Annotated in this window: 15 protein-coding genes; 14 read left to right on the top strand and 1 reads right to left on the bottom strand. The window is 28.1% G+C overall.

The window, feature by feature from the left end; genetic code table 11:
• Positions 1-40: 40 nt before the first annotated feature.
• Positions 41-2,647 carry a calcium-translocating P-type ATPase, PMCA-type gene (locus AC2A4K_RS08955; protein ID WP_322503284.1) on the bottom strand — a complete coding sequence of 869 codons (2,607 nt, stop codon included), beginning with the start codon at positions 2,645-2,647 and terminating at the stop codon, positions 41-43.
• Positions 2,648-2,927: 280 nt separating this feature from the next.
• Between AC2A4K_RS08955 and AC2A4K_RS08950 the strand changes: the two genes are divergently transcribed.
• The 14 genes from AC2A4K_RS08950 (at position 2,928) to AC2A4K_RS08885 (ending at position 24,059) form a co-directional block, all read left to right on the top strand.
• On the top strand, positions 2,928-3,839 hold the full coding sequence (locus tag AC2A4K_RS08950; RefSeq protein WP_322503285.1) for a nucleotidyltransferase family protein: 912 nt from the start codon (positions 2,928-2,930) through the stop codon (positions 3,837-3,839).
• A gap of 1 nt (position 3,840) precedes the next feature.
• A complete protein-coding gene (locus tag AC2A4K_RS08945; protein ID WP_322503286.1) occupies positions 3,841-4,947 on the top strand; it encodes a phosphotransferase enzyme family protein in 1,107 nt (368 codons plus the stop codon).
• 107 nt (positions 4,948-5,054) lie between these two features.
• Positions 5,055-5,846 (top strand): rhomboid family intramembrane serine protease, encoded by a 792-nt coding sequence (locus AC2A4K_RS08940; protein ID WP_322503287.1) that lies wholly within the window; start codon positions 5,055-5,057, stop codon positions 5,844-5,846.
• Positions 5,847-5,870: 24 nt separating this feature from the next.
• A complete protein-coding gene (locus AC2A4K_RS08935) occupies positions 5,871-7,268 on the top strand; it encodes an MATE family efflux transporter (RefSeq protein WP_322503288.1) in 1,398 nt (465 codons plus the stop codon).
• A gap of 91 nt (positions 7,269-7,359) precedes the next feature.
• Entirely contained in the window at positions 7,360-8,052 is a 693-nt protein-coding gene (locus tag AC2A4K_RS08930) for a polyphosphate polymerase domain-containing protein (protein ID WP_322503289.1), read from the top strand.
• Positions 8,053-8,078: 26 nt separating this feature from the next.
• Complete coding sequence (locus AC2A4K_RS08925; protein ID WP_322503290.1) at positions 8,079-8,747, top strand: DUF4956 domain-containing protein; 669 nt, start codon at positions 8,079-8,081, stop codon at positions 8,745-8,747.
• Between the two features lies 1 nt (position 8,748).
• Complete coding sequence (locus AC2A4K_RS08920; protein WP_322503291.1) at positions 8,749-10,224, top strand: CotH kinase family protein; 1,476 nt, start codon at positions 8,749-8,751, stop codon at positions 10,222-10,224.
• A 14-nt stretch (positions 10,225-10,238) separates the two neighbouring features.
• Positions 10,239-12,296 (top strand): hypothetical protein, encoded by a 2,058-nt coding sequence (locus tag AC2A4K_RS08915; RefSeq protein ID WP_322503292.1) that lies wholly within the window; start codon positions 10,239-10,241, stop codon positions 12,294-12,296.
• A gap of 9 nt (positions 12,297-12,305) precedes the next feature.
• Positions 12,306-13,439 (top strand): HEAT repeat domain-containing protein, encoded by a 1,134-nt coding sequence (locus AC2A4K_RS08910; RefSeq protein ID WP_322503293.1) that lies wholly within the window; start codon positions 12,306-12,308, stop codon positions 13,437-13,439.
• A complete protein-coding gene (locus AC2A4K_RS08905) occupies positions 13,433-14,836 on the top strand; it encodes a glycosyltransferase family 2 protein (RefSeq protein ID WP_322503294.1) in 1,404 nt (467 codons plus the stop codon). Before AC2A4K_RS08910 ends, AC2A4K_RS08905 begins: the two co-directional genes overlap by 7 nt.
• Before the next feature lie 98 nt (positions 14,837-14,934).
• Positions 14,935-17,280 (top strand): ATP-dependent DNA helicase, encoded by a 2,346-nt coding sequence (locus tag AC2A4K_RS08900; RefSeq protein WP_322503295.1) that lies wholly within the window; start codon positions 14,935-14,937, stop codon positions 17,278-17,280.
• Positions 17,281-17,584: 304 nt separating this feature from the next.
• Complete coding sequence (locus tag AC2A4K_RS08895; RefSeq protein WP_322503296.1) at positions 17,585-19,573, top strand: YgiQ family radical SAM protein; 1,989 nt, start codon at positions 17,585-17,587, stop codon at positions 19,571-19,573.
• A 287-nt stretch (positions 19,574-19,860) separates the two neighbouring features.
• Positions 19,861-22,788 carry an acyl-CoA dehydratase activase-related protein gene (locus AC2A4K_RS08890; protein ID WP_322503297.1) on the top strand — a complete coding sequence of 976 codons (2,928 nt, stop codon included), beginning with the start codon at positions 19,861-19,863 and terminating at the stop codon, positions 22,786-22,788.
• Positions 22,789-22,796: 8 nt separating this feature from the next.
• The gene (locus AC2A4K_RS08885; RefSeq protein ID WP_322503298.1) at positions 22,797-24,059 is read left to right on the top strand and encodes a 2-hydroxyacyl-CoA dehydratase; all 1,263 of its coding nucleotides are present in this window, start codon (positions 22,797-22,799) and stop codon (positions 24,057-24,059) included.
• Positions 24,060-24,106: the final 47 nt, after the last annotated feature.

Genomic DNA, 24,106 nt, shown 5'->3' with positions numbered 1-24,106 from the left:
AAAAAGTAGGTTATCTAAACATAGATAACCTACTTTTTTATTATTTTTTTCTAAATAGTTTTAAAATTTCATTTATTACAAAAGGAATCAGTGATACTAATATAACTACAATCCAATCATAGAAAAGTAATGGAGTAACCTTAAAGATATTAGCAATAAAAGGAATAGATATTATTATTACTTGAAGAAAGATTCCAAGTAATATTGAATAAACTAAGTATTTATTTGAAAATATCCCTAAAGAGAAAGCTGACTTTGTATTGCTTCTAAGAGAAAGTGATAAAAATAATTGAGACACACTTAGAACAACAAAAGCCATTGTTTGCGCATGTACCAAGGATGATGGATAAAGTCTTTCACCTAATTTAAAAGCAAACAAGGTTATACCACCTATTAAAATACCATTTATAATCAATTGTATTTTATCACTTCTAATAAAAATGCTTTCTTTAGGATCTCTAGGTGGTTTATCCATAACATCTTCTTTAGTGTTATCTACACCTAAAGACAAGGCTGGAAAGCTATCTGTTATTAAATTAACCCAAAGTATGTGTATTGGTTGAAGTGGAGAATTCCAGTTAAGTAGTATAGCCGTAAATAAGGTTAGAATTTCACCTAAATTACAGGATAGTAAAAATACTATGGATTTTTTTATATTTAAGTAAATTTTTCTTCCTTCTTCTACAGCAGAAACAATGGTTGAAAAATTATCATCAGTTAAAATCATATCTGAAGCACCTTTAGATACATCAGTGCCAGTTATACCCATAGCAACACCTATATCAGCAGCTTTTAAGGATGGAGCGTCATTTACTCCATCTCCAGTCATAGAAACTATATTTCCATGAGATTTAAAGGCTTTAACTATTTTAACTTTGTGTTCAGGAGATACTCTTGCAAAAACCCTATAATTTACGATTTTTTCATTGAATTCTTCTTCCTTAAATTGATCTATTTCATGGCCTGTGATTGCTTGGGATATATTTTCAGCTATTCCAAGCTCACTAGCAATAGCAAAAGCTGTATTTTTATGGTCACCTGTTATCATAATAGGTGTTATTCCTGCGCTTTTACAAAGTTCAATAGAATCTTTTACTTCTAATCTTGGAGGGTCAATCATACCAACCATACCGATAAATATTAAATCTTTTTCTAAAGAATCCAAAATTATATTATCTTTTGAGATATCTTTATAAGCAAAAGAAAGAACTCTTAATGCTTTATCCGACATTACATTGGAGCTTTCTAAAATTTTATTTTTATATTCAGGTGTAAAGTCTAATATGCTTCCATTAATGGATATTTTATTACAAATAGATAATATTGAGTCTAAAGCACCTTTAGTGAAAACTCTTGCTTTTTCATTTACTAAGTTTACTGTGGTCATTAATTTTCTATCAGAATCAAAAGGAATTTCGTCTATTCTTTTAAATTCTTTTTCAAGATTTTCTTTTAATATGTTTAATTTAAAAGAACTTTCTAAAAGTGCAATCTCAGTAGGATCACCGGTTTTGTTTTTTTCAGAATAAGTTGCATCATTACAAAGAACCATACAATCTATTAAAAGTTTAGACTCATTTTGATTTAGGTTAAAATCACCTTCTTTTATATAAGAATCATTTACATAGACTGTGGTAACTGTCATTTTGTTTTGAGTAAGTGTACCTGTTTTATCAGAACAGATTATACTAACAGAACCTAAGGTTTCCACAGCGGGAAGCTTTCTTATTATGGCATTCTTTTTAACCATTCTTTGAACCCCTAAGGCTAATACAATAGCAACTATAGCAGGAAGCCCTTCAGGAATGGCAGCAACAGCTAGTGATATGGCTGTTAAAAACATTTCAAGCAAATCTCTTCCTTGAAAGAAAGAAATAACAAATATAAGTACACAAATTCCCACTGCTAAAAATCCTAGAATTTTACCTAATTCGCTTAGTTTTTTCTGAAGAGGAGTTTGTTCATTTTCTTCTTGTTCTATCATTTTAGCTATTTTACCAATTTCAGTATTCATACCAGTGCCGACAACAACACCAACTCCACGTCCATAGGTAGCTAAAGTTGACATGAATGCCATATTGTTTTGATCACCAATTGGAACTTCTTTATCAGCAATAAAAGAAGCATCTTTTTCTGAAGGAACAGACTCACCTGTAAAAGCTGATTCTTCTATTTTTAAATTTGCTGTATCTATTAAGCGAAGATCACCGGGTATATATCTACCAGCATCTATTATGGCTATATCTCCTGGAACAACATCTTCAGAAAGAATCTCTTTTAAAGAGCCATCTCTTTTAACAAGAGCTTTGGGAGTTGAGAGCTCTTTTAGAGCATCTAAGGCCTTTTCAGCTTTAGACTCTTGAATAACTCCAATGATTGCATTTATTAGTACTACCAACACTATTATTAAAGCATCACTTATTTCTCCTAAAAATGCTGATATGATTGCAGCGATAATAAGAATATAAATCATCACATCTTTAAGTTGGGCTAAAAATTGTTGAATTATGGTTTTCTTCTTTTTAGTTACCAGTTTATTTTTGCCGTACTTTTCAAGTCTCTTTAAGGCTTCTTCAGAGGAGAGACCATTTTTTTCATCCACATTTAACTCTTCTAATATTTCATTTTTAGATTTTTTGTACCACAAAATAATCACATCCTTTCTATTATATTAGCTTATAGATTTTTATTAAAAAAAATACAGAAATAAGAGAAATTTTTTATTTTCTATAAAACATTATATTTTTGAAAATATAAAAAAGATAATATTTAACAAGATTTAAAATTTTTATAAATTTAAAAGAAACATAATAAAAAAAAACGGAAATTTTAGTAAAATAAATTTATATGTTTAAATAACTTATAATTTGTGGTAAATGGTATGGTATTAAAAAGAGGATAACTTATTATAGAAGGGGGATATGGAAATGACCAAGACTACTTTGGTAATAATGGCAGCAGGAATGGGGAGTAGATATGGTGGTCTAAAACAGTTGGATAAGATCGGTCCTAGCGGAGAAACAATAATTGAATATTCAATTTATGATGCTATCAGGGCTGGTGTTACAAAGGTTGTATTCATAATAAAAAAAGATATCTTTAAAATATTTAGAGAAACTATAGGTGCTAAAATAGAAAAAATAGTTGAAACAAAATATGTTTTTCAAGAAATTGATAATATAAAAGAAGAATTTAGAGATAAATTTGAAAGAGTTAAGCCATGGGGAACTGGACATGCAATACTATGTTGTAAAGATGTTGTGGAGGAACCATTTATTGTGGTAAATGCCGACGACTTTTATGGAAGAGAAACTTATAATATCATTTGTAAAGAACTTGAAAAGAGCAAGGATGATTTTGAGTATTTTATGGCTGGATTTTTGGTTGATAAAACTTTAACTGATTTTGGAAGCGTATCTAGAGGAGTATGTGATTTTGATGATAAAGGCAATTTAATATCAGTGAAAGAAAGAACCAAAATAATGAAAATTGATAATAAAATATTTTATGAGGAAGATAATGTTCTTAATGAAATTTCTAAAGGTACTTTAGTTTCTATGAATATATGGGGATTAAAACCTAGTATATTCAAGGAGTTAGAAAATAAATTTTTAAGTTTTTTAGAAGATGAAAATATAGATAAATGTAAAGATGAGTTTTATTTACCAGTGGCAATAGATACCCTTATAAATGAAGGTAAGACAAAGGTTAAAGTGCTTAAATCAAGTGAACAGTGGTATGGGGTAACTTATAAAGAAGATAAGGAAAAGGTAGGTAACTCCTTAAGAAAGTTATCAAAAAAAATTTATCCAGCTAATTTGTGGGAGGAGTTTAAATAATATGATTAAGACGTATAATTTTAAAAACATAGCAGAGAAGTTTAAATTAGAAGGAGAACTTAAGACATCAGATAGTCATGTATGTGGTCATATAAATGATACATTCATACTAAGATGTGAAGGAGAAAATGGAGAAGAGATAAAATATGTTCTTCAAAGAGTAAATTCAGACATATTTAAAAATCCAGAAGAGTTAATGGAGAATATTGAGAAAGTTACTTCTCATATAAAAAATAAGATTATAGAGGAAAATGGAAATCCTTTAAGAGAAACTTTAAACATAGTTAAGACTAAAGAGGGTATGAACTATTATAAATGTGAAGAGGGTAATTATTGGAGAGTATTTAATTTTATCCATGGTGCTAGCACATATCAAATAGTTGAAAAACCAGAACATTTATATACTGCAGGTAAGGCTTTAGGAAAATTCCAAAAACAATTAGCTGATTTTAATGTTGAATTACTTTATGAAACTATTCCAGATTTTCATAATACAGAAAAGAGGTTTGAAGCCTTTATGGAAGCTGTAAAAGAAGATATAAAAGGAAGAGCGGAAAGTGTTCAGGAGGAAATAGACTTTGTTATTAAGCGTGCTGAGGATACTAAAGTTTTAGTAAATATGATTAAAGAAAATAGAATTCCTTTAAGAGTTACCCATAATGATACAAAGTTTAATAACATAATGATAGATGACGAGACTGGAGAGGGAATAGCCGTTATTGATTTAGACACTGTTATGCCTGGATTATCTTTATATGATTTTGGAGATTCAATTCGTTCAGGAGCAACAACAGCTTTAGAAGATGAGGTGGATTTATCAAAGGTAAATTTTGATTTGAATCTTTATGAGCATTTTGCAAAAGGATTCTTAGAGTCAGCAGGAGATGCCTTTACTAAGGATGAAATTGAATACTTATCTTTTGCAGCCAAGCTTATGACTTTTGAATGTGGAATGAGATTCCTTATGGATTACTTAAATGGGGATATTTACTTTAAGATCCATAGAGAAAATCATAATTTAGATAGAGCCAGAAACCAATTTAAACTTGTCTCAGATATGGAATCTCAAATGAATAGTATGAAAAAAATTATATATAAATATGTTTAAAGTATAGATTGATATATAAATTTTTACCATTCTTTGAGGCATAATGATATACTAAATAGGTGAATAAATTAATTCACCTATTTAGTATTAAAGAAAGGGAGTGCAAGATGAAGCTTTGGGATATATTAGAAAGAAAATTTGGAAAGTTCTATATAAAGAACTTAATGATGTACATAATACTTTTTAATGCACTTATTTATATTATGATGTATACATCTGATGGAAAAGGATCTGTACTCAATTTAGTATTAGTGCCAGATTTAGTACTTAAGGGAGAGATATGGAGATTAATAACATTTATATTTATTCCTCCAATGGCTAGTCCTCTATTTATAGTTTTCACTTTATATTTTTATTACCTTGCTGGAAGTAGTTTAGAAAGTGAATTAGGTGGCTTTAAATTTAATATATATTATTTTATAGGAGTTTTAAGCACAATAATAATTTCATTTTTGACAAAGACACCAGCAACAGCAGCATATATAAATTTATCTTTATTTTTAGCTTTTGCTAAGGTAGATCCTAACTTTCAATTATTATTTTTATTTATAATTCCTGTTAAGGTTAAGCATTTAGCAATGTTAAACTGGGTTTTAATAATTTGGAATTTAATTACCGCAAATTCTATGGGTGGAAAATTATTAGTTTTGGCACCTATTATAAACTATTTGATTTTCTTTGGGAAGGACATAGTAAAAGGAACAGTATCAACATCTAAAAATCATTATAGAAAGAAAAATTTTGAAAGTAAAATGAAAACACCTAATTTTAGACATAAATGTGAGGTGTGTGGAATTACAGAAGTTGATGATCCAAATATGGAGTTTAGATATTGTTCTAAATGCTCTGGTAATAAATGCTATTGTATAAATCATATAAAAAATCATGAACATAAATAAAATTAAATTTAATAAAACGAAAGAATGGTGAATAATATGGGCAAAAAGTCAACAGACTTAGGAAAAGATAGCATAGGAAAACTTCTTTTTAAATTAGCTATGCCAGCTATAATCGCTCAGCTTGTTAATGTTCTATACAATATAGTTGATAGAATGTTTATAGGAAGATTACCTGCAGGTGATATGGCAATGGCGGGTGTTGGAGTAGCTTTCCCAATTATAATGATAGTATCTGCATTTAGTGCACTAATTGGTATGGGGGGAGCTCCCTTAGCAGCTATAAAAATGGGAGAGAAAAAACAAGAAGATGCAGAAGAAATAATGACAAACAGTTTTTCTGCACTTGTAGGATTAGCAGTAATTTTAACTGTAATTTTCTTTATATTTAAGGAGCCTATTTTATGGGCTTTTGGAGCTAGTGAAGCAACTATAGGATATGCTATGGATTATTTAGGTATTTATTTGATAGGTACTATATTTGTTGAAATAGCTTTAGGTATGAATCCTTTTATTAATACACAGGGATTTGCTAAAACTGGTATGATAACAGTTATGGTTGGAGCGGTAATAAACATTGTCTTAGATCCTATATTAATTTTTGGTTTAGACATGGGAGTTAAAGGAGCAGCTTTAGCAACTATAATTGGACAAATGGCATCTGCTATATGGGTATTATATTTCTTATTTGGAAAGCAAAGTATTCTTAGAATAAGAAAGAAATTCTTAATGCCAAAGTTAAAAATACTATTTTCAATAATGGCTTTAGGTATATCACCTTTTATAATGCAGGCTACAGAAAGTTTAGTAATAATAACTATGAATAATAATCTTTTAAAATATGGTGGTGACTTAGCTGTAGGAGCTATGACTATTATGAGTAGTGTAATGCAAATTATATTACTTCCTTTAATGGGGCTTTCTCAAGGAGCTCAACCTATAATAAGTTATAATTATGGAGCAAAGCAGCTTGATAGAGTGAAAAAGACTTTTAAATTACTTCTAATTTCTTCTCTAGTATTTAGTATTACTATGTGGGGAGCGTTAATAACATTCCCAGAAACATTTGTAAAAATATTTAATAGTAATAATCCTCAATTAATGGAGATAACTTCATGGAGTATTAGAATATACTTCGCTGGTATTGGAATTTTCGGTGCGCAGGTTGCATGTCAACAGACTTTCTTAGCTTTAGGACAAGCAAAGATATCATTAATCTTAGCATTGCTTAGAAAGGTAGTACTTTTAATACCATTTATATATATACTTCCAATGATTTTTGAAAATAAACTAAAAGGTGTTCTTATGGCAGAACCATTTGCAGATATAATAGCAGCTTTAACTACTATAATATGCTTTGCTGTATTTTATAAGAAACATCTATCAAAAAGTTTAGAAGAGGAAGAGTTAAAAGTAAATTATTAATCAATAAAAGCTATTTTAAAATGCGAATCGCTAAGAATCGTTAATTTAAAAATAGCTTTTTAAATCCAAAAAATTAAGAAAGGAACTTAAGATGATTGTAAATAGAAGAGAATTAAAGTATGCAATAAGCGAATTTGATTATTATAAATTAGAAAATTTGCTTAAAAAGATTTTAACTCCTGATAAAAATAATGGTAATTATGGATATAGTATTAGAAGTTTATATTTTGATTCTATAGATAATTGCGATTACTATGCAAAGATTGGAGGTGAAGAAGTAAGGAAGAAAATTAGACTTAGAATATATAGGACAGATTGTCAGTGGGTTAAATTAGAAATCAAAAGAAAGATTAATGTTAATCAAAAGAAAGAAACTTTAAGTATAAGTAGAGAAGATGCAATAGCTCTAATAAATAAGGAGTATACGGTGCTATTAAAATACAATAGTCCTATTGCAGAGGCTGCTTATAACATAATGACAATAGGGCAATATCAGCCGGTTGTTTTAGTAGAGTATAATAGACGAGCATATATACATGAAGAAAATAGTATAAGAGTTACACTAGATAGTGATATAAGGGCTAGCGAAACTGATTTTGATTTGTTTTCTAAAGATGTTTTCTTAACGCCTGTATTTACTCATTATGATGGACTTTTAGAGGTAAAGTATGATGGAGACTTCTTTTGTTGGATATCTCAAATAGTTAATGGAAGAGATGCAGTAAATCAATCAATGAGTAAATATTGTGCTTCAAGAAGATTTTTTGAAAATTATTTAGCTTAAATTTAAGAAACGTGAGGGAAAATAGGATGAAAGAAAAATTATATGATTATTTAATAAGTAATAGTAGCGAAATAGGAGCATTTAAAGCTTTTGAAATTTTAGTGGTGGCTTTAATTATAAGTTTAATAATATTTATAACATATAAGGTAACATATAGTGGTGTTATGTATAATAAAAAGTTTAATGTATCATTAGTTATGTTAGTTTTAATTACAAGTATGGTTATGATTGTAATAGGTAGTAATATAGCTTTATCATTAGGGATGGTTGGAGCATTATCTATCGTACGTTTTCGTACTGCGGTTAAGGATCCGAGAGATACAATGTACATATTTTGGGCTATTTCAACAGGTATATGTGTAGGAACACAAAGTTATGTAATAGCCATAGTTGGAACTGTATTCTTAAGTGTTATAATATTTGCCTTAAGTGTAGGTGGATTAGGTAAGGAAGACAGATATATTTTAATAATAAGGGGAATAAGAGAAAAAGAAGAAGAAATGATGAGTTGTGTATTTAAAGCTTTTAAATCAGGACAATTGAGAGCTAAGAATTCAACAGGAAAAAATATAGAGTTAGTTTATCAAATAAAAATAAAAAGAGATGATGATAAAGGGATATTAAAAGAACTATATTCAATAGAGGGGGTTTCTGCAGTTAATATAGTTGCTCAAAATGGAGAGACTTTAGGTTAATATGAAATCAAAAAGAATATTTTGGATAATATTTACTCAGATATTATTAGCGGTATTTTTTATTGGCTGTACTAGTGAAACCTTTAAAGAAAAAGAATCGAATAATAAAGAATTTTCTAAAGAAGAAAATGAAAAAAAAGAAGGTTATAACCTCCCACTAGTAGTTATAGATACCAATGGAAAGAAGATAAATGGAAATGAGAGCATAAATGGAACAATAAAAATATATGATTCAGAAGATGGTATAAACAGTTTAAGTGATGAACCTATTTTAGAATCTAATATACAAATAAAAATAAGAGGAAATACAACTAGAAGAGTTCCTAAAAAACAATATAGTATAGATTTAATGGATGAAAATGAAAAGAAAAGAGAAGAGGAGATATTAGGTATGCCAAAGGAATCTGAATGGATATTAAATGCTCCCTTTGAGGATAAGTCTCTTCTAAGAAATTATCTGGCATACAACATATCAGGTGAAATTATGGAATATGCTCCAAGGGCTAAGTATTGTGAGGCTTTTATAGTTGATGATGGAGAACATATAAGTGAAAATCATTATAAGGGCGTATTTCTAATGATAGAACAAATAAAGAGAGATGAAAATAGAGTTAATATTTCTAAAAGTAATTCGTCAAGAGATGAAACAAGTTTTATAGTTGAAAAGAATAATCCTAAGGAAAAGGATATAGTGCTACATAATTATGGGAAAGAGACATATTTGTATGATTATCCTATTTTAGCTTCCTATCCTAAAAAGGATTTAACAGAAGGACAGATGGACTATATAAGTAAAACTATAAGTATTTTTGAGAGAAGTTTATACTCTAATGAATTTGAAAATAAAAATATAGGGTACGAGAAATATATAGATGTAGATACTTTTGTTGATTACTATATTATAAATGAGTTCTTTAATAATACAGATGCAGGAATATTAAGTACTTATCTTCATAAAGATTTTGGAGAAAAAATAAAAGCTGGACCTGTATGGGATTTTAATGCTTCAATGGGAAATAGTAATGTTTTAAGTCCTTATTATGACTATAAGGGTTTTTATATGAATAGAACTGCTTGGTTTGATAGGCTTATGGAAGATAAGAGTTTTGTAACAAAAGTAATAAATAGATATAAATTGCTTAGAAAAACTTATTTAAGTGATGAATATTTAATTGAATTTATCGATAATACTGTAAAGATGTTAGGAGATGCTCCTAATAGGAATTTTGAGGTTTGGCCTATATATATGTGTAATCAATTTGAGATGTTTAAAGATTATAGAAATGACTTTTCTCAATTTGAAGATGATCCTAAAAAGTTAGATGAATATTTAAAAGATAATACTGGTCTTTTTAAATCAACAGAGAATATGGCAACTTCCTATAATGAAGAAATCGAAATGCTTAAGGTATTTTTGGTTAATAGGGGAAGATGGATAGACGAAAATATAGATAAACTTTATAAATGGACAGAGTAAGGGAGAAAATATAAATGAAAAAATTTTTGATTTTTAGTATTTTTACATTTTTCTTTGTCTTATTTGGAATTAGCTTTGTAGAAAAAATAGAATATTTAAAAAAGGATATTAATGTTTTTTCAGAAGTAGATGGTAAGAAAATTTTTATAGGTGATGAAAAAATTGATATAAATGGAATAAATATCAGTTCAACTAAACCAGGAAGCTTTCCAGGAGATCTTAAAGCTAATAAAGAAGACTATAGAAGATGGTTTGAAAATATAAAAGAACTGAATTTAAATTGTTTAAGAGTTCAAGGGCTTATGAATCCAGAATTTTATAAAGCTTTATATGATTTTAACTTAAATAATGATAAGCCACTTTATTTGTTGCAAGGAATATCATTAAATGAAGTAGAAGTAGATAATGGAGAAGACATTCAAGGAGAAAAGGTTTCAGATGAGTTAAAGAAAAACATAGAAATAACTATTGATGCTATTCATGGAAATAAGGTGCCGGTATTAAGTAGTAATGCTAAGAAGGTTTATGAAACTGATATTTCAAATTACGTACTTGGTTATACAATTGGAAATGAATTATCTTATGATGATATTATTTATTCTGAAATAATGAATGATTTATCTAAGTTCAAAGGAAATTATGTACAAGTTAAGGATGGTGCTTCAGATACAGAGATTTATTTAAGTTATATAGCAGATTATTTAGTAGAATATGAAAGCGAAAATTATAAAGAACAAAGGGCTATAAGTTTTGTTTCAATGGAAAATGACATAATGAAATTTATAAGAGACGGGTACGTAAATAAGAAAAACAAAGAAAAAAGATTCATTGATATTGAAAATATCCAAAGAACAGATAATTTTAAGGCAGGAATATTTGTATCTTATAATGTTTCTATAGCAAAGGATGATTCTTTGCTTGAGAATGATACTTTATTAGAATATTTCACTAAATTAAATGAATACCATAGTATACCAGTTGTTATATCAGAATATTCAATACCTTCAGCTAGAATGGCTGGAGATTTCATGAAAAATGATGAAAAAGGATATATAACTGAAAAAGAGCAAGGAAATATGTTAATAGAGGCACATAATGCTATTAGAGAATCAGGCTGCGCTGGAGGAATCTTATTTGAATGGCAGGATAGTTGGTATAGATCAGCTTGGAATACAAAAGAGCTATTTAACTTAGATAAAAGTGCTTATTGGAGTAATACTCAAGTATTTAGTCAAAATTTTGGAATTTTAGCATTTGATCCAGGTGAAGAAAAAAGTGTTTCTTATCCAGATGAAAGTATAGGAGAATGGAAAGAAAAAGATTTAATAAGTAAAAATGAAGAATTAAGTCTTTCCATGAAAGAAGATGAAAAATACTTATATTTTCTAATAAAATCTACTAAGCCTATAAATGAAAAAGATAGGATATATATTGACTTAGATATTACACCTAATTCTGGCGTTGATAAGAATGAGGAGAGAAATTTAATCTTTGAAAATAATGTTGATTTCATAATAGATTTAGGTAAAAAAAATAGTAAGGTATTAGTTCATGAATATTATGATACATTTAGGTTTATAGAAAAGAGAAGTGAACTTAAAGTAAATCCTAATAAAATTGATGTCGATAAGAATGGAGAAAAGTTTTCAGTAGTAAAAATCCACTCTAAAGAAAAGAGTTATTCAGAAGTTACTAATACATTTAAGGAAGCTAAATCTTATGAAACAGGAAATTTAGTTTTAGGAAATGGAAATCCTAAAAGTGATGAGTTTAATTCAGTTGCTGACTATTATATTGGTGATAATTATATAGAACTTAGAATCCCATGGGGAATATTAAACTTTAAGGATCCATCAACTAAAAGTATAATAGATGATTTTTATGAAACATTTTCTTTCGGTTCTAAAAAAATAGATTATGTTAATGTTGGAGTTACAAGAAAAAATAAGAATGGAGAAAGTTTAAGATTAAATTCTCAATCATTTAATTTAGATTCTTGGACAAAACCTAAGTACCATGAAAGACTTAAAGAATCTTATTATATGCTCAAGGAAGAATTTAACAAGAAATAAGGAGGAAATATGCAGATAGTACCTTATATATTTTTATCTTTAATTCTTTTCATATATATAATATTTATGTCAATATTATATATAAAATTTGAAAAACTAGTTACTAGAAAAAGAGAAGAAAAAATAAGTAATATAGAGAATGAAATTATAGAAAATATAAAAACACAGGTTTTAAAAGTAACTAATAATAACAATCTTTCTAAAGATGAAATTTTATATGTAAAGAAAATTTTAAGAAAAAGTAAAAGTAGACAAGCTTTTAATAATATTATTTCAGAATTAAATGATGTTAAAAGTTCTAAATATGATATATCAAAATTTATGATAAATTATTTAGAAGTAATAGAATATGAAATTAAAAAATATAGAAAAAAAGACTCTATAAAGAAGTGTTACTTTATATTAAATTTAGGAGAATATAAGGTTAATACTTTAGAAATACAAAAGTTCTTAATAGAGTGTTTAGAAGATAACTCTCTTTATGTAAGATACAATGCTTTAAATTCAATAGCTAGAATTGGTAAGAAAGAGAATTTTATCGAGGCTTTAATATATATGTCTAAAAATAAAATATATTTAAATAATAAGGTTTTTATTGAAGTTCTTGATAAGTTTAAAAACAATTATGAGGTCAATAAAGAGCTGTTAAAAAATTTAGATAAATTAAGTGCCGAAATACAATGTCTTATAATAGATAGCTTTTCTAAAAATAAGTTTGATTTTTGTAAAGAAAGCATTTTAATGAAGTTAAAAGAGGAAAGTCATAGAGAGGTAAGAATAAGTATAATAAAATATTTTGGAAATAATTATTATGATGAGGCTCAGGATAGCTTAATTAAATTATTATCTTCTAAATGGTGGGAAGAAAGGGCAATGGCAGCAAAAAGTATTGGTAAGTATTATTCTTTTGAAGTTGAGAATAGTCTAAAAGAATCTATTAAAGATGAAAATTGGTATGTTAGATTAAATTCAGCATCAAGTATTTTAGAAAATAATTGTACTAAAGAGATAGTTAAAGAAGTTTTAAATAGTGAAGATAAATATGCTAAAGAGATTTTATTATATGTTTTACAGCAAAAGAATAAAACTTTATATGATAAGATTTTAGATTATAAGGATGGGAGAATGGCTTTAACATGTTAGAAAATATAGTTGACTTTATAAATTTGCTTTTTATGTACTATATATTTATTTATGCCATAATATTTTTCATATCTACTGTATATTCTATTATAGAATTATATGAATTTAACTTAAAGAAGAGATTTAAGAATACAATAAATATTTATGATAAGAAGAGTTATACCCCAGCTTCAATTTTAGTTCCTGCTTATAATGAAGAAAAAACTATTTTAAAATGTATTGATTCCTTATTATCATTAGATTATCCAGAATATGAAATAGTTGTAATTAACGACGGATCTAAAGATAAAACATTAGATGTATTAGTAAATAGATTTAACTTAAAAAAAGTTGAAAGACCTATTAGAAGGTTAATAAGATGTAAAGAAACAATAGATGTTTATGAAGGATTCGAGAAAGTAAATATAACTTTGATAAATAAAGAAAATGGTGGGAAAGCAGATGCTTTAAATATGGGAATTAATGCTTCAAAATATCCTTTGTTTTTAACATTAGATGCAGATTCTATATTACAGAAAGATTCTTTAAGTAATATAGTTATTCCATTTATGGAAAATGAAAATACTATAGCTGTTGGTGGAAATGTAAAAATATCTAATAAAGTGTTATTAGAAAGTGGTGTAGTTAAGAAAAATAGTCTTCCTAAGAAGTGGTTAGTTATTTTTCAAATAATAGAATATTATAGAGTGTTTTTAACAACTAGGGTTTGGTTTAACAAATTTAATGGAAATCTAATAATATCAGGTGCTTTTGGGTTGTTTAAAAAAAAGGCTGTAATAAATGTAGGAGGATATAACTCTAATAGTATTGGAGAAGATATGGAACTTGTTATGAAGCTACACTCTTTTAATAAGAAGAATGAAAATAAGTATAGTATACAATATACACCAAATGCTATTTGTTGGTCTCAGGCTCCAGAAAAGATTAGGGATTTAAAAAGTCAGAGAAAAAGATGGCATATGGGACTTATGCAAAGTTTATTCGAGCATAAATATATATTCTTAAATTTAAAATATGGTGTGGTAGGTGTATTTTCTTTTTTATACTATTTAGTGTATGAGATGTTATCATGTTTAATTGAAATTTGTGGAGCTATATTTGTAACAATATCATATTTTACTGGGTTTATAAATTTAAAGTTTTTTATTACTTTTATGTGTATCTACATGTTATACAGCACATTAATATCCATATCATCCATTTTCTTAGAGGAGTATTTCTTTGATACAAATCTAAGAGTAAAAGATAAGCTTAAACTTATGTTATTTAGTTTTCTTGAGGCTTTTGGATATAGACAAATATGTTCTTTATTTAGAATAGTTGCTATATTTACTTATAGAAAGAAAAAGAATCAATGGGGAGAAATTGAAAGGGTAAGTTATTTAGAAAGTGCATAAAAATTAGAAGGGAGAAAGAATTAAATTCTTTCTCCCTTTTTATTTTTATTAATTATATGATAAAGTTTATATATAGACAATGAAAATAGGTGATTTAAGTGAAAAATGAATTGATAAAGATTTCTATAAGAAACCTAGTAGAATTCGTTCTTAGAAAAGGAAGTATTGATAGTAGAGTAAAGGCATCAGTAAGAGCTTTAGAAGGAATAAAAGGACATAAGAAAATACAAAGTACCTATTCAGAAAAAGATAAAGCAGAGGTGTCTTTAAAGGAAGATATTGAATTTGAAGGATTTACGCTAAGAGTAGAAGGTAGAGCTGATGGAATATTAGAAGAAAATGACAAGGTAATTATTGATGAAATAAAAACTACAACAAGAAATGTTATGGATATAGATTATGACTTTAATGAATTACATTGGGCTCAAGCAAAGATATATGCCTATATATATAGTAAGGAAAAGAATTTAGAATCTATAATAGTTCAATTAACATATTACAATATTGAGGATTTTGGAACAAAGTTTTTAAGACGTGAATATAACTTTAATGAACTAGAAGGATTTTTTTATGAATTAATAGAAAAATATAAAGAATGGATATTATTAGAAAAAGAGTGGATAGATATTAGAAATGATTCTATAGAAGTATTACAGTTTCCTTTTGAAAGATATAGAAAAGGGCAAAGAGAATTGGCAGTTAGGGTATATAAAGCAGTTGAAGAAGGGAAAAAATGCTTTGCAGAAGCACCAACAGGAACTGGGAAAACAATGTCTACATTATTTCCTACTATAAAGGCTTTAGGAAAAGGAGAAACTTCTAAAATATTTTATATAACAGCAAAAACAACAACAAGAGAGATTGCTAATAACAGCCTTCGTATAATGAGAGAAAAGGGATTAAATATAAGAAGTGTAAATATAACTGCAAAAGATAAATGTTGTAAGATGGATGAAAAAAAGTGTATTCCAGAGTATTGTCCTTATGCAAATGGATACTTTGATAGAGTTAATCTTGCTTTAAAAGAGGCTTTAAAGAATAAAGGAGAATATAATTTAGAGTATATAAATAAATTATCTGATGAGTATAAAATTTGTCCCTTTGAATTTTCACTTGAATTAACTAATTTTTGTGATGTAGTAATCTGTGACTATAATTATATATTTGACCCTCAGGCTTCTTTAAAAGGAATAATGGAGGGCAAGGCTAAGGAATATACTGTATTAATTGACGAAGCTCATAATTTACTTGATAGAGGAAGGGATATGTATTCCTCTAGAATACATAAAGAAGACTTCTTAAACCTTAAGAGAGAATTTAAAAATAAGGATAATGGGATTTTTAATTCTTTAGATAGGGCCAATAAATATTTAATAGAAAAAAGAAAATTACTAGAAAACTTAGAAACTAAGAGTCTTATAGAAAAAGAAGAACCTAAAGAATTATATGGTATTTTAAGAGGGTTTTTAGAGAAAACAGATATTTATCAAAGCAAAGCTAATGAGGAAAATTCTAATCTTTTAGAGTTATATTTTAATATTTATGAGTTTTTAAACATAAGTGGTTATTACGGAGAAGAGTTTATAAGCCTATACAAATCAAATGGAAGTGATTTAGAATTAGGTATTAATTGCTTAGATCCATCTAGAATACTTAAAAGCATAATGAATAGATTTAAATCGGTTATAATATTTTCGGCAACATTACTTCCAATGGAGTATTTTAAGGAGCTTTATGGGGCACAGGAGGGTGATTATTCTGTTAATTTAAGTTCTCCTTTTGATCACAAAAATAAGTTAACCATAGTAGGAAGGGATATATCTACTACTTATTCTAATAGAAAGAGGACTCTTCCTAAAATAGTTAATTATATCTTAGAATGTGCAAAAAGTAAGGTGGGAAATTATCTTGTATTTTTTCCATCCTATGAATATATGCTAATGGTTTATGAGGAAATAAAGAGACAGGATATTGATTTTAGCATAAGAGCTCAAAGTAATGATATGAATGAAGAGGAAAAAGAAGAGTTTTTAGCTTTGTTTGAGGAAGGTAGAAAAGAAAGTCATATTGGTTTAGCTGTATTAGGAGGTCATTTTTCAGAAGGAATAGATTTAACATTAGATAGGCTTATTGGAGTAATAATTGTAGGAGTTGGAATGCCAAAAATTTGTTTGGAGAGAGAGGCAATAAAAGAATACTACAATTCCATAGGGCAAAATGGGTTTGATTATGCATATGTATATCCAGGAATAATTAAGGTGCTTCAGGCTGCAGGAAGATGTATTAGAACAGAAGAGGATAAAGGAATAGTACTTCTTTTAGATGATAGATACTTTACCAATAAATATAAAAGTCTTCTTCCAAAAGAATGGTTTTTTAATATTTTAGCGGAAAATGAATTAGGTGTAAAAAATATTTGTGAAAAGTTTTGGAATGAAGTTTAATTTAAAGTTTTAAAAGTACTCATTTAGTGTGTAATACTAAATGAGTGCTTTATTTATTGAAAATGAAAAGAATTAATTTACTCTGATTCAATAAATGTCGCCACAGTAATAACAACTAAAATAAATTTGTTGTTTAAAAATTGGGTAATTTAATTGGAAGGAACTTTATGAAGTAAAGAAATAACACTAAAAATAGTATAAAATAAAACTTGGTTTTATACTATTTTTAATGTTATAATCATATGAAGATTTATTTTAGCTATTTTGCATAAATAATCTTAAGAAGAGACAAGTAGGTGAAGAAATGAGTGAAAATAAGTTTTTGCCAATTTGCAAAGATGATATGATAGAAAGAGGTTGGGAACAGTGTGACTTCGTCCTAGTAACAGGAGATGCATACATAGACCACCATAGTTTTGGTACAGCCATTATATCTAGAGTTTTAGAAAACGCAGGATATAAGGTGGGAATAATAGCTCAACCAGATTGGAAGTCTGTAGATGATTTTAAAAAGTTAGGTAGACCTAGACTAGGATTTCTAGTTAATGGGGGAAATATGGACCCTATGGTTAATCACTACACAGTAAGTAAGAAATTAAGAAAAAAAGACCTATATACTCCTAAGGGGGAAATGGGGAAGAGACCTGATAGAGCTACAATAGTTTATTGTAATAAAATAAGAGAAGCTTATAAGGATGTTAATATTGTAATTGGAGGAATTGAAGCTAGTTTAAGAAGATTTGCTCATTATGATTACTGGGAAAATAAAGTAAGAAAATCAATATTAGTTGATAGTGGAGCGGATCTTTTAATCTATGGAATGAGTGAAAAACAAATTGTTGAAGTAGCTGATTTCTTAAATCAAGGATTCGATGGAAAGTACATAAGACATATACCAGGAACATGTTACATAGCTGATAGCTTAGATGAAATCTATGAAGAGCATATAGTATTACCATCATTTAAGGATGTTTCAACAGATAAGAGAACTTATGCTAAATGCTTTAAAACATTATATGAAGAGCAAGACCCTGTAAGAGGAAGAACTTTAGTTCAAGAGCATAATGGAAAATATGTTGTTATAAATAAACCTGAAATGCCTCTTACAAGAGAAGAGCTAGATAGAGTTTACGCTCTTCCATATCAAAAGACATATCATCCTATTTATGAAAAAGATGGTGGTATAGCAGCTATAGAAGAGGTTAAGTTCAGCGTAGTAAGTTCAAGAGGATGTTCAGGTAACTGTTCATTTTGTGCAATAACATTCCATCAAGGAAGAATTGTATCAAGTAGAAGTGAGGATTCTATAGTAGAGGAAGCTAAAGAAATAACTAAGTATGAGGACTTTAAAGGGTATATCCATGATATAGGAGGTCCTACAGCTAACTTTAGAAAATCGGCTTGTAAAAAGCAATTAACTTTAGGGGCTTGCAAAAATAAACAATGTATGTCACCGGGGATATGCAAAAATATGGACGTAGACCATAAAGAATATCTGCATTTATTAAGAAGAGTTAGAAAATTGCCAGGAATTAAAAAAGTATTTATACGTTCAGGTTTAAGATATGACTACATAATGGCTGATAAGGATGATACTTTCTTTAAAGAGCTAGTTGAACACCATGTAAGTGGACAATTAAAAGTTGCTCCTGAGCATGTATCTCCAAATGTTTTAAAATACATGGGTAAACCAGCTGGAAAGACTTATGATAAATTTAGAGAGAAGTTCTTTAGAATTACAGAGAAATTAGGAAAGAAACAGTTCATAATTCCTTATTTAATGTCAAGTCATCCAGGATGCAAATTGGAAGATGCTGTTATGCTTGCTGAGTATTTAAGAGATATTAAATATCAACCAGAGCAAGTACAAGATTTTTATCCAACACCAGGAACATTATCTACTACAATGTTCTATACTGGACTAGACCCATTAACAATGGAAGAAGTATATATTCCTAGAAGTAAAGAAGAAAAAGCCATGCAAAGAGCTTTATTACAATTTAAAAATCCTAAGAATTATAATATAGTTTATGATGCTTTAGTTAAGGCTGGAAGAGAAGATTTAATTGGTAATGGACCAAAGTGCTTAATTAAGGATAAAAACAGTGTAGGAAATAGAAGTCATCATGGGCATAAAAATGGTGGAAGAAAGAACTCCAAGGATAACAATGGAAGACTAGGAGTATCAGAAGATAAAAAGAGAAGTTCACATAGCAAAAAGCAAAGAGGTTCTAATTCAAAAAGTTCTGAACAAAGAAGTTTTAAAGGTTCAAAGGGAAAGAAAAGAAGGTAATTAAATATATAAATGGTGGTTATTGGGTTAAGTACTTAATAATCACCATTTGTGCATATATTAAAGTTAATAAGGAATCTTTATTTTAATGAGATAATAAGTAAATTTATGAATTAAACTTATATTTTGCTTATTATTAAAACTTATAATTAGGTGATATAAATATATTTTTATGATATAGTTAATAAAGAATTAACAAAATGTGAATGGGTTTTCTGAGATTTATTCATTTTTTTGAAAATATTAGTAGAGGATATTAATTATTAATTAAAGAGGTGATATTAACTTTGTATTACAAAATAGGTATTGATGCAGGGTCTACAACTTTAAAATGTATTGTCTTAAATGAAGAGGATAAGGTTATTTATTCTAATTATGAAAGACATTACTCAAAAGTAAGAGAAAAGCTAATAGAAGAACTAGAAAATATAAAAGGGTTAATTGAGAATAAAAAGTTTAAAATAGCTATAACTGGATCAGCTGGCTATGGAATTTCAAAAGAATATAATCTGCCTTTTGTTCAAGAAGTTTTTGCAACAACATTGGCTATAAAAAGATATTATGATGATGTAGATGTAGCAATAGAACTTGGAGGAGAAGATGCTAAGATAATCTTCTTGACAGGTGGTTTTGAGGAGAGAATGAACTCAAGTTGTGCAGGTGGAACGGGGGCTTTCATAGATCAAATGGCTCATCTTATGGGGCTTACTGTAGATGAAATGGACAACTTAAGTCTTAAACATGAGAATATATATGAGATTGCTTCAAGATGTGGGGTTTTTGCTAAAACTGATATTCAACCATTATTAAATCAAGGAGCAAGAAAAGAAGATATTTCTGCAAGTGTATTCCAATCTGTTGTAAATCAAACTATAGGTGGATTAGCACAGGGAAGAAGTATTGAAGGTAAGATAATGTTTTTAGGAGGACCTTTATATTTTTGTAAGGGATTAAGAGAAAGATTTATAAAAACATTAAAATTACAGGATAATGATGTTGTTTCTCCTGAAAATGCACAAGTTTTTGTAGCCATTGGAAGTGCTATATATTCTAAGGAAAGTAATAGAGAATATGAATACAAAGAATTATTAGGAATAATAAAAGAAAGCCATAATGAAATCTCAACTATAAATACGATCGATCCATTATTCAATGATGAATTAGAGTATGAAGAATTCATAGAAAGACACAATAGAGCTAAAGTAATAAGCAATGATATAAATAGTTATAATGGTGAAGCTTACATAGGAATTGATGCTGGAAGTACAACAACTAAGGTTGTTTTAATAGATAAAGAGGATAATATTTTATATGAGTATTATGGTTCAAATAAAGGAAATCCTATTGAAGTAGTAAAAAAAGAATTAAAGCATATTTATAATATATGTGGAGAAAAAATTAAAATCATAGGTAGCGCAGTAACTGGATATGGAGAAGAATTAATAAAGAAAGCTTTTTCAATTGATTTTGGAATAGTAGAAACCGTAGCACACTATATTGCAGCTAGTCACTTTAATCCTAAGGTTGATTTTATTTTAGATATAGGTGGACAAGATATCAAATGCTTTAAAATAAAAAATGGGATTGTAGCAAATATAATGTTAAATGAGGCATGTTCATCAGGATGTGGATCCTTTATAGAAAGTTTTGCAAATCAAATGGGATATGACGTAGAAACATTTTCTAAATTAGGGTTATTTGCTAAACATGGAGCAGACTTAGGATCAAGATGTACTGTTTTTATGAACTCATCAGTAAAACAAGCTCAAAAAGAGGGGGCAACAGTAGAAGATCTTTCAGCCGGACTTTCTGTTAGTGTAGTAAAAAATGCTCTTTATAAAGTAATAAGAGCTAAAAGTGTGGATGAATTAGGTGAAAATATAATTGTTCAAGGGGGAACAATGTATAATGATGCCATACTTAGAGCCTTTGAAAAAGAACTTGGTATGAATGTTATAAGACCTAGTATATCCGGACTTATGGGAGCTTATGGATGTGCGCTTTATGCAAAGAGAAAAAATTCAAAGGAAAGTAAAATAATCTCTAAAGAAGATTTAGAAAAGTTTACACATAAGTCTAAAATAGCGAAGTGTGGTTTGTGTACTAATAGATGTAATTTAACAATAAATATTTTTAATGATGGTGAAAGATACATTTCAGGAAATAGATGTGAAAGACCAACAGGTAAAAAAGTAGCAGAAAGTATTCCTAATATGTATCAATATAAATATAAAAAATTAAGAGAATATGAATCATTAGAAGAGGGAACAAGAGGAACTATAGGATTACCAATGGTTTTAAATATGTATGAGAATATTCCTCTATGGGCTACTTTCTTTAAGGAGTTAGGATTTAAGGTTGTTTTATCTGACCAATCTAATAAAAAAATGTATTTAAAAGGACAGCATACAATTCCATCAGATACTGTATGTTATCCAGCAAAATTAGCTCATGGTCATATTGAAAACTTATTAAGTAAAAATATAGAGCATATATTCTATCCATGTATGAGCTATAATTTCGATGAGGGTATGGCAGATAACTGCTTTAATTGTCCTGTTGTAGCTTATTATCCAGAACTTTTAAAGACTAATGTAAAAGAGTTAAATAAAAATAATTTTACTATGGATTACTTAAGCTTAAATAACAAGAAGCTATTAAGCAAAAAGCTTTATGAAATTTTAAGTGAAACTTTTGGAGATATAAAACAAAAAGAAGTTAAAAATGCTTTAGAAAAAGCTTATATAGAATATGAGAGATATACTAAGGATATAAGAAATAAGGGTAAAGAGTTTATAGAGTATGCTAAAAATAACAATAAGAAGGTTATAGTAATAGCAGGAAGACCTTATCATATAGATCCAGAAATAAATCATGGAATAGATAAGGTTTTAAGTAGCTTAGGGATTATTGTTTTAACTGAAGATTCTATTGAGTTAAGTCATGAAAAACCAAAGGTAAATATTTTAAATCAATGGACATATCAAGCTAGATTATATAATGCAGCTTATTATGTAGCAAGAAATAAGGATATTGAGCTTATTCAACTAGTATCCTTTGGGTGTGGAACAGATGCCATAACTTCTGATGAAGTAAAAGATATATTAGAAAGAAATAATAAGATATATACTCAATTAAAAATAGATGAAACAAATAATTTAGGCGCAGCGAAGATAAGAATTAGAAGCTTGCTAGAGGCTATAGCACAGGAATAGGTGATAGAATGGAAATAGGAATTAAGAACGAATTTGCAGTATTTACTAAAGAAATGAAAAAGACTCACACTATTTTAGCTCCTACAATGTTGCCAATACACTTTAAACTTTTATCTGGAATAATGAAAAAATACGGTTATAAATTAGAGTTCTTTGAAGGTGATACAAATAGTGCCATTAACGAAGGATTGAAAAGTGTTCATAATGATATATGTTATCCAGCTATGATTGTAATTGGACAACTTATGGAAGCTTTAAAAAGTGGAAAGTATGATCCAGATAAAACAGCTTTAATAATAAGCCAAACTGGAGGCGGATGTCGTGCATCTAACTATATACATTTATTAAGAAAGGCTTTAAGAGAAAATAATTTAGAGCATGTGCCAGTAATTTCTTTAAACGCAAGTGGATTAGAGAAACATGAAGGCTTCAAGATGTATCCAGGATTATTACTTAAATGTATATATGCTCTTTATTATGGAGATTTACTTATGTACATGTATAATCAGTGCAAATCCTATGAGATTAATGAGGGAGAAACTGATGAAGTCTTAGATAAATGTATTAATACTTTAAATAATAAATTCAAAAATTTAGGTTATTTAAAAATAAGAGAATTATTCAAAGATATAATTTTAGAATTTTCTAAATTGGAATTAGAACAAACTGAAAAGGTGAAAGTTGGTATTGTAGGAGAAATATATTTAAAATATTCTCCTTTAGGTAATAATGATTTAGAAAAATTCTTAAGAGAAGATAATGCAGAGGTTGTTATGTCAGGAGTGACAGATTTCTTTATGTATTGTCTATCAAACTCAGAAATAGATTATAAGTTGTATGGAATGAAAAAAGTGTCAAGTAAGGTCACTAAGGTTGGATGTTCATATTTAGAGCATTTACAAAATATTATGATAGATTCAATAAAGAAATACAGTAAGTTTAGAGCACCAGCTCCATTTAAAGAATTAAAGACTTCCGTTGAAGAATATATCGGAAGAGGAGTTAAAATGGGTGAAGGATGGCTTATGACTGCTGAAATGTTAGAACTTATAAATAGTGGAGTAAATAATATTGTTTGTGCTCAACCTTTTGGATGTCTTCCTAACCATATAGTCGGAAAGGGAATGATTAGAGGGATAATGGAGAAGCATCCAGAGGCTAATATAGTTGTTGTAGATTATGACCCTTCATCAACAAAGGTCAATCAAGAAAATAGAATAAAATTAATGTTAGCTAATGCTAAATTAAGTGAGTATTTATTAAATAGTTAATTAAAAGGTCTCAAATAAGAAATTAAGTTTCTTTATTTGAGACCTTT

The sequence above is a fragment of the Clostridium sp. LIBA-8841 genome, from assembly GCF_057782475.1.
This window is presented reverse-complemented; position numbering and strand designations above follow the sequence as displayed.

What these genes read in the sequence shown, in the direction of transcription:
- AC2A4K_RS08925 (WP_322503290.1), top strand. Translation starts at nt 8,079, where the DNA reads ATGAAAGAAAAATTATATGATTATTTAATAAGTAATAGTAGCGAAATA.
- AC2A4K_RS08910 (WP_322503293.1), top strand. Translation starts at nt 12,306, where the DNA reads ATGCAGATAGTACCTTATATATTTTTATCTTTAATTCTTTTCATATAT.
- AC2A4K_RS08950 (WP_322503285.1), top strand. Translation starts at nt 2,928, where the DNA reads ATGACCAAGACTACTTTGGTAATAATGGCAGCAGGAATGGGGAGTAGA.
- AC2A4K_RS08945 (WP_322503286.1), top strand. Translation starts at nt 3,841, where the DNA reads ATGATTAAGACGTATAATTTTAAAAACATAGCAGAGAAGTTTAAATTA.
- AC2A4K_RS08905 (WP_322503294.1), top strand. Translation starts at nt 13,433, where the DNA reads ATGTTAGAAAATATAGTTGACTTTATAAATTTGCTTTTTATGTACTAT.
- AC2A4K_RS08920 (WP_322503291.1), top strand. Translation starts at nt 8,749, where the DNA reads ATGAAATCAAAAAGAATATTTTGGATAATATTTACTCAGATATTATTA.
- AC2A4K_RS08895 (WP_322503296.1), top strand. Translation starts at nt 17,585, where the DNA reads ATGAGTGAAAATAAGTTTTTGCCAATTTGCAAAGATGATATGATAGAA.
- AC2A4K_RS08930 (WP_322503289.1), top strand. Translation starts at nt 7,360, where the DNA reads ATGATTGTAAATAGAAGAGAATTAAAGTATGCAATAAGCGAATTTGAT.
- AC2A4K_RS08885 (WP_322503298.1), top strand. Translation starts at nt 22,797, where the DNA reads ATGGAAATAGGAATTAAGAACGAATTTGCAGTATTTACTAAAGAAATG.
- AC2A4K_RS08940 (WP_322503287.1), top strand. Translation starts at nt 5,055, where the DNA reads ATGAAGCTTTGGGATATATTAGAAAGAAAATTTGGAAAGTTCTATATA.
- AC2A4K_RS08935 (WP_322503288.1), top strand. Translation starts at nt 5,871, where the DNA reads ATGGTGAATAATATGGGCAAAAAGTCAACAGACTTAGGAAAAGATAGC.
- AC2A4K_RS08915 (WP_322503292.1), top strand. Translation starts at nt 10,239, where the DNA reads ATGAAAAAATTTTTGATTTTTAGTATTTTTACATTTTTCTTTGTCTTA.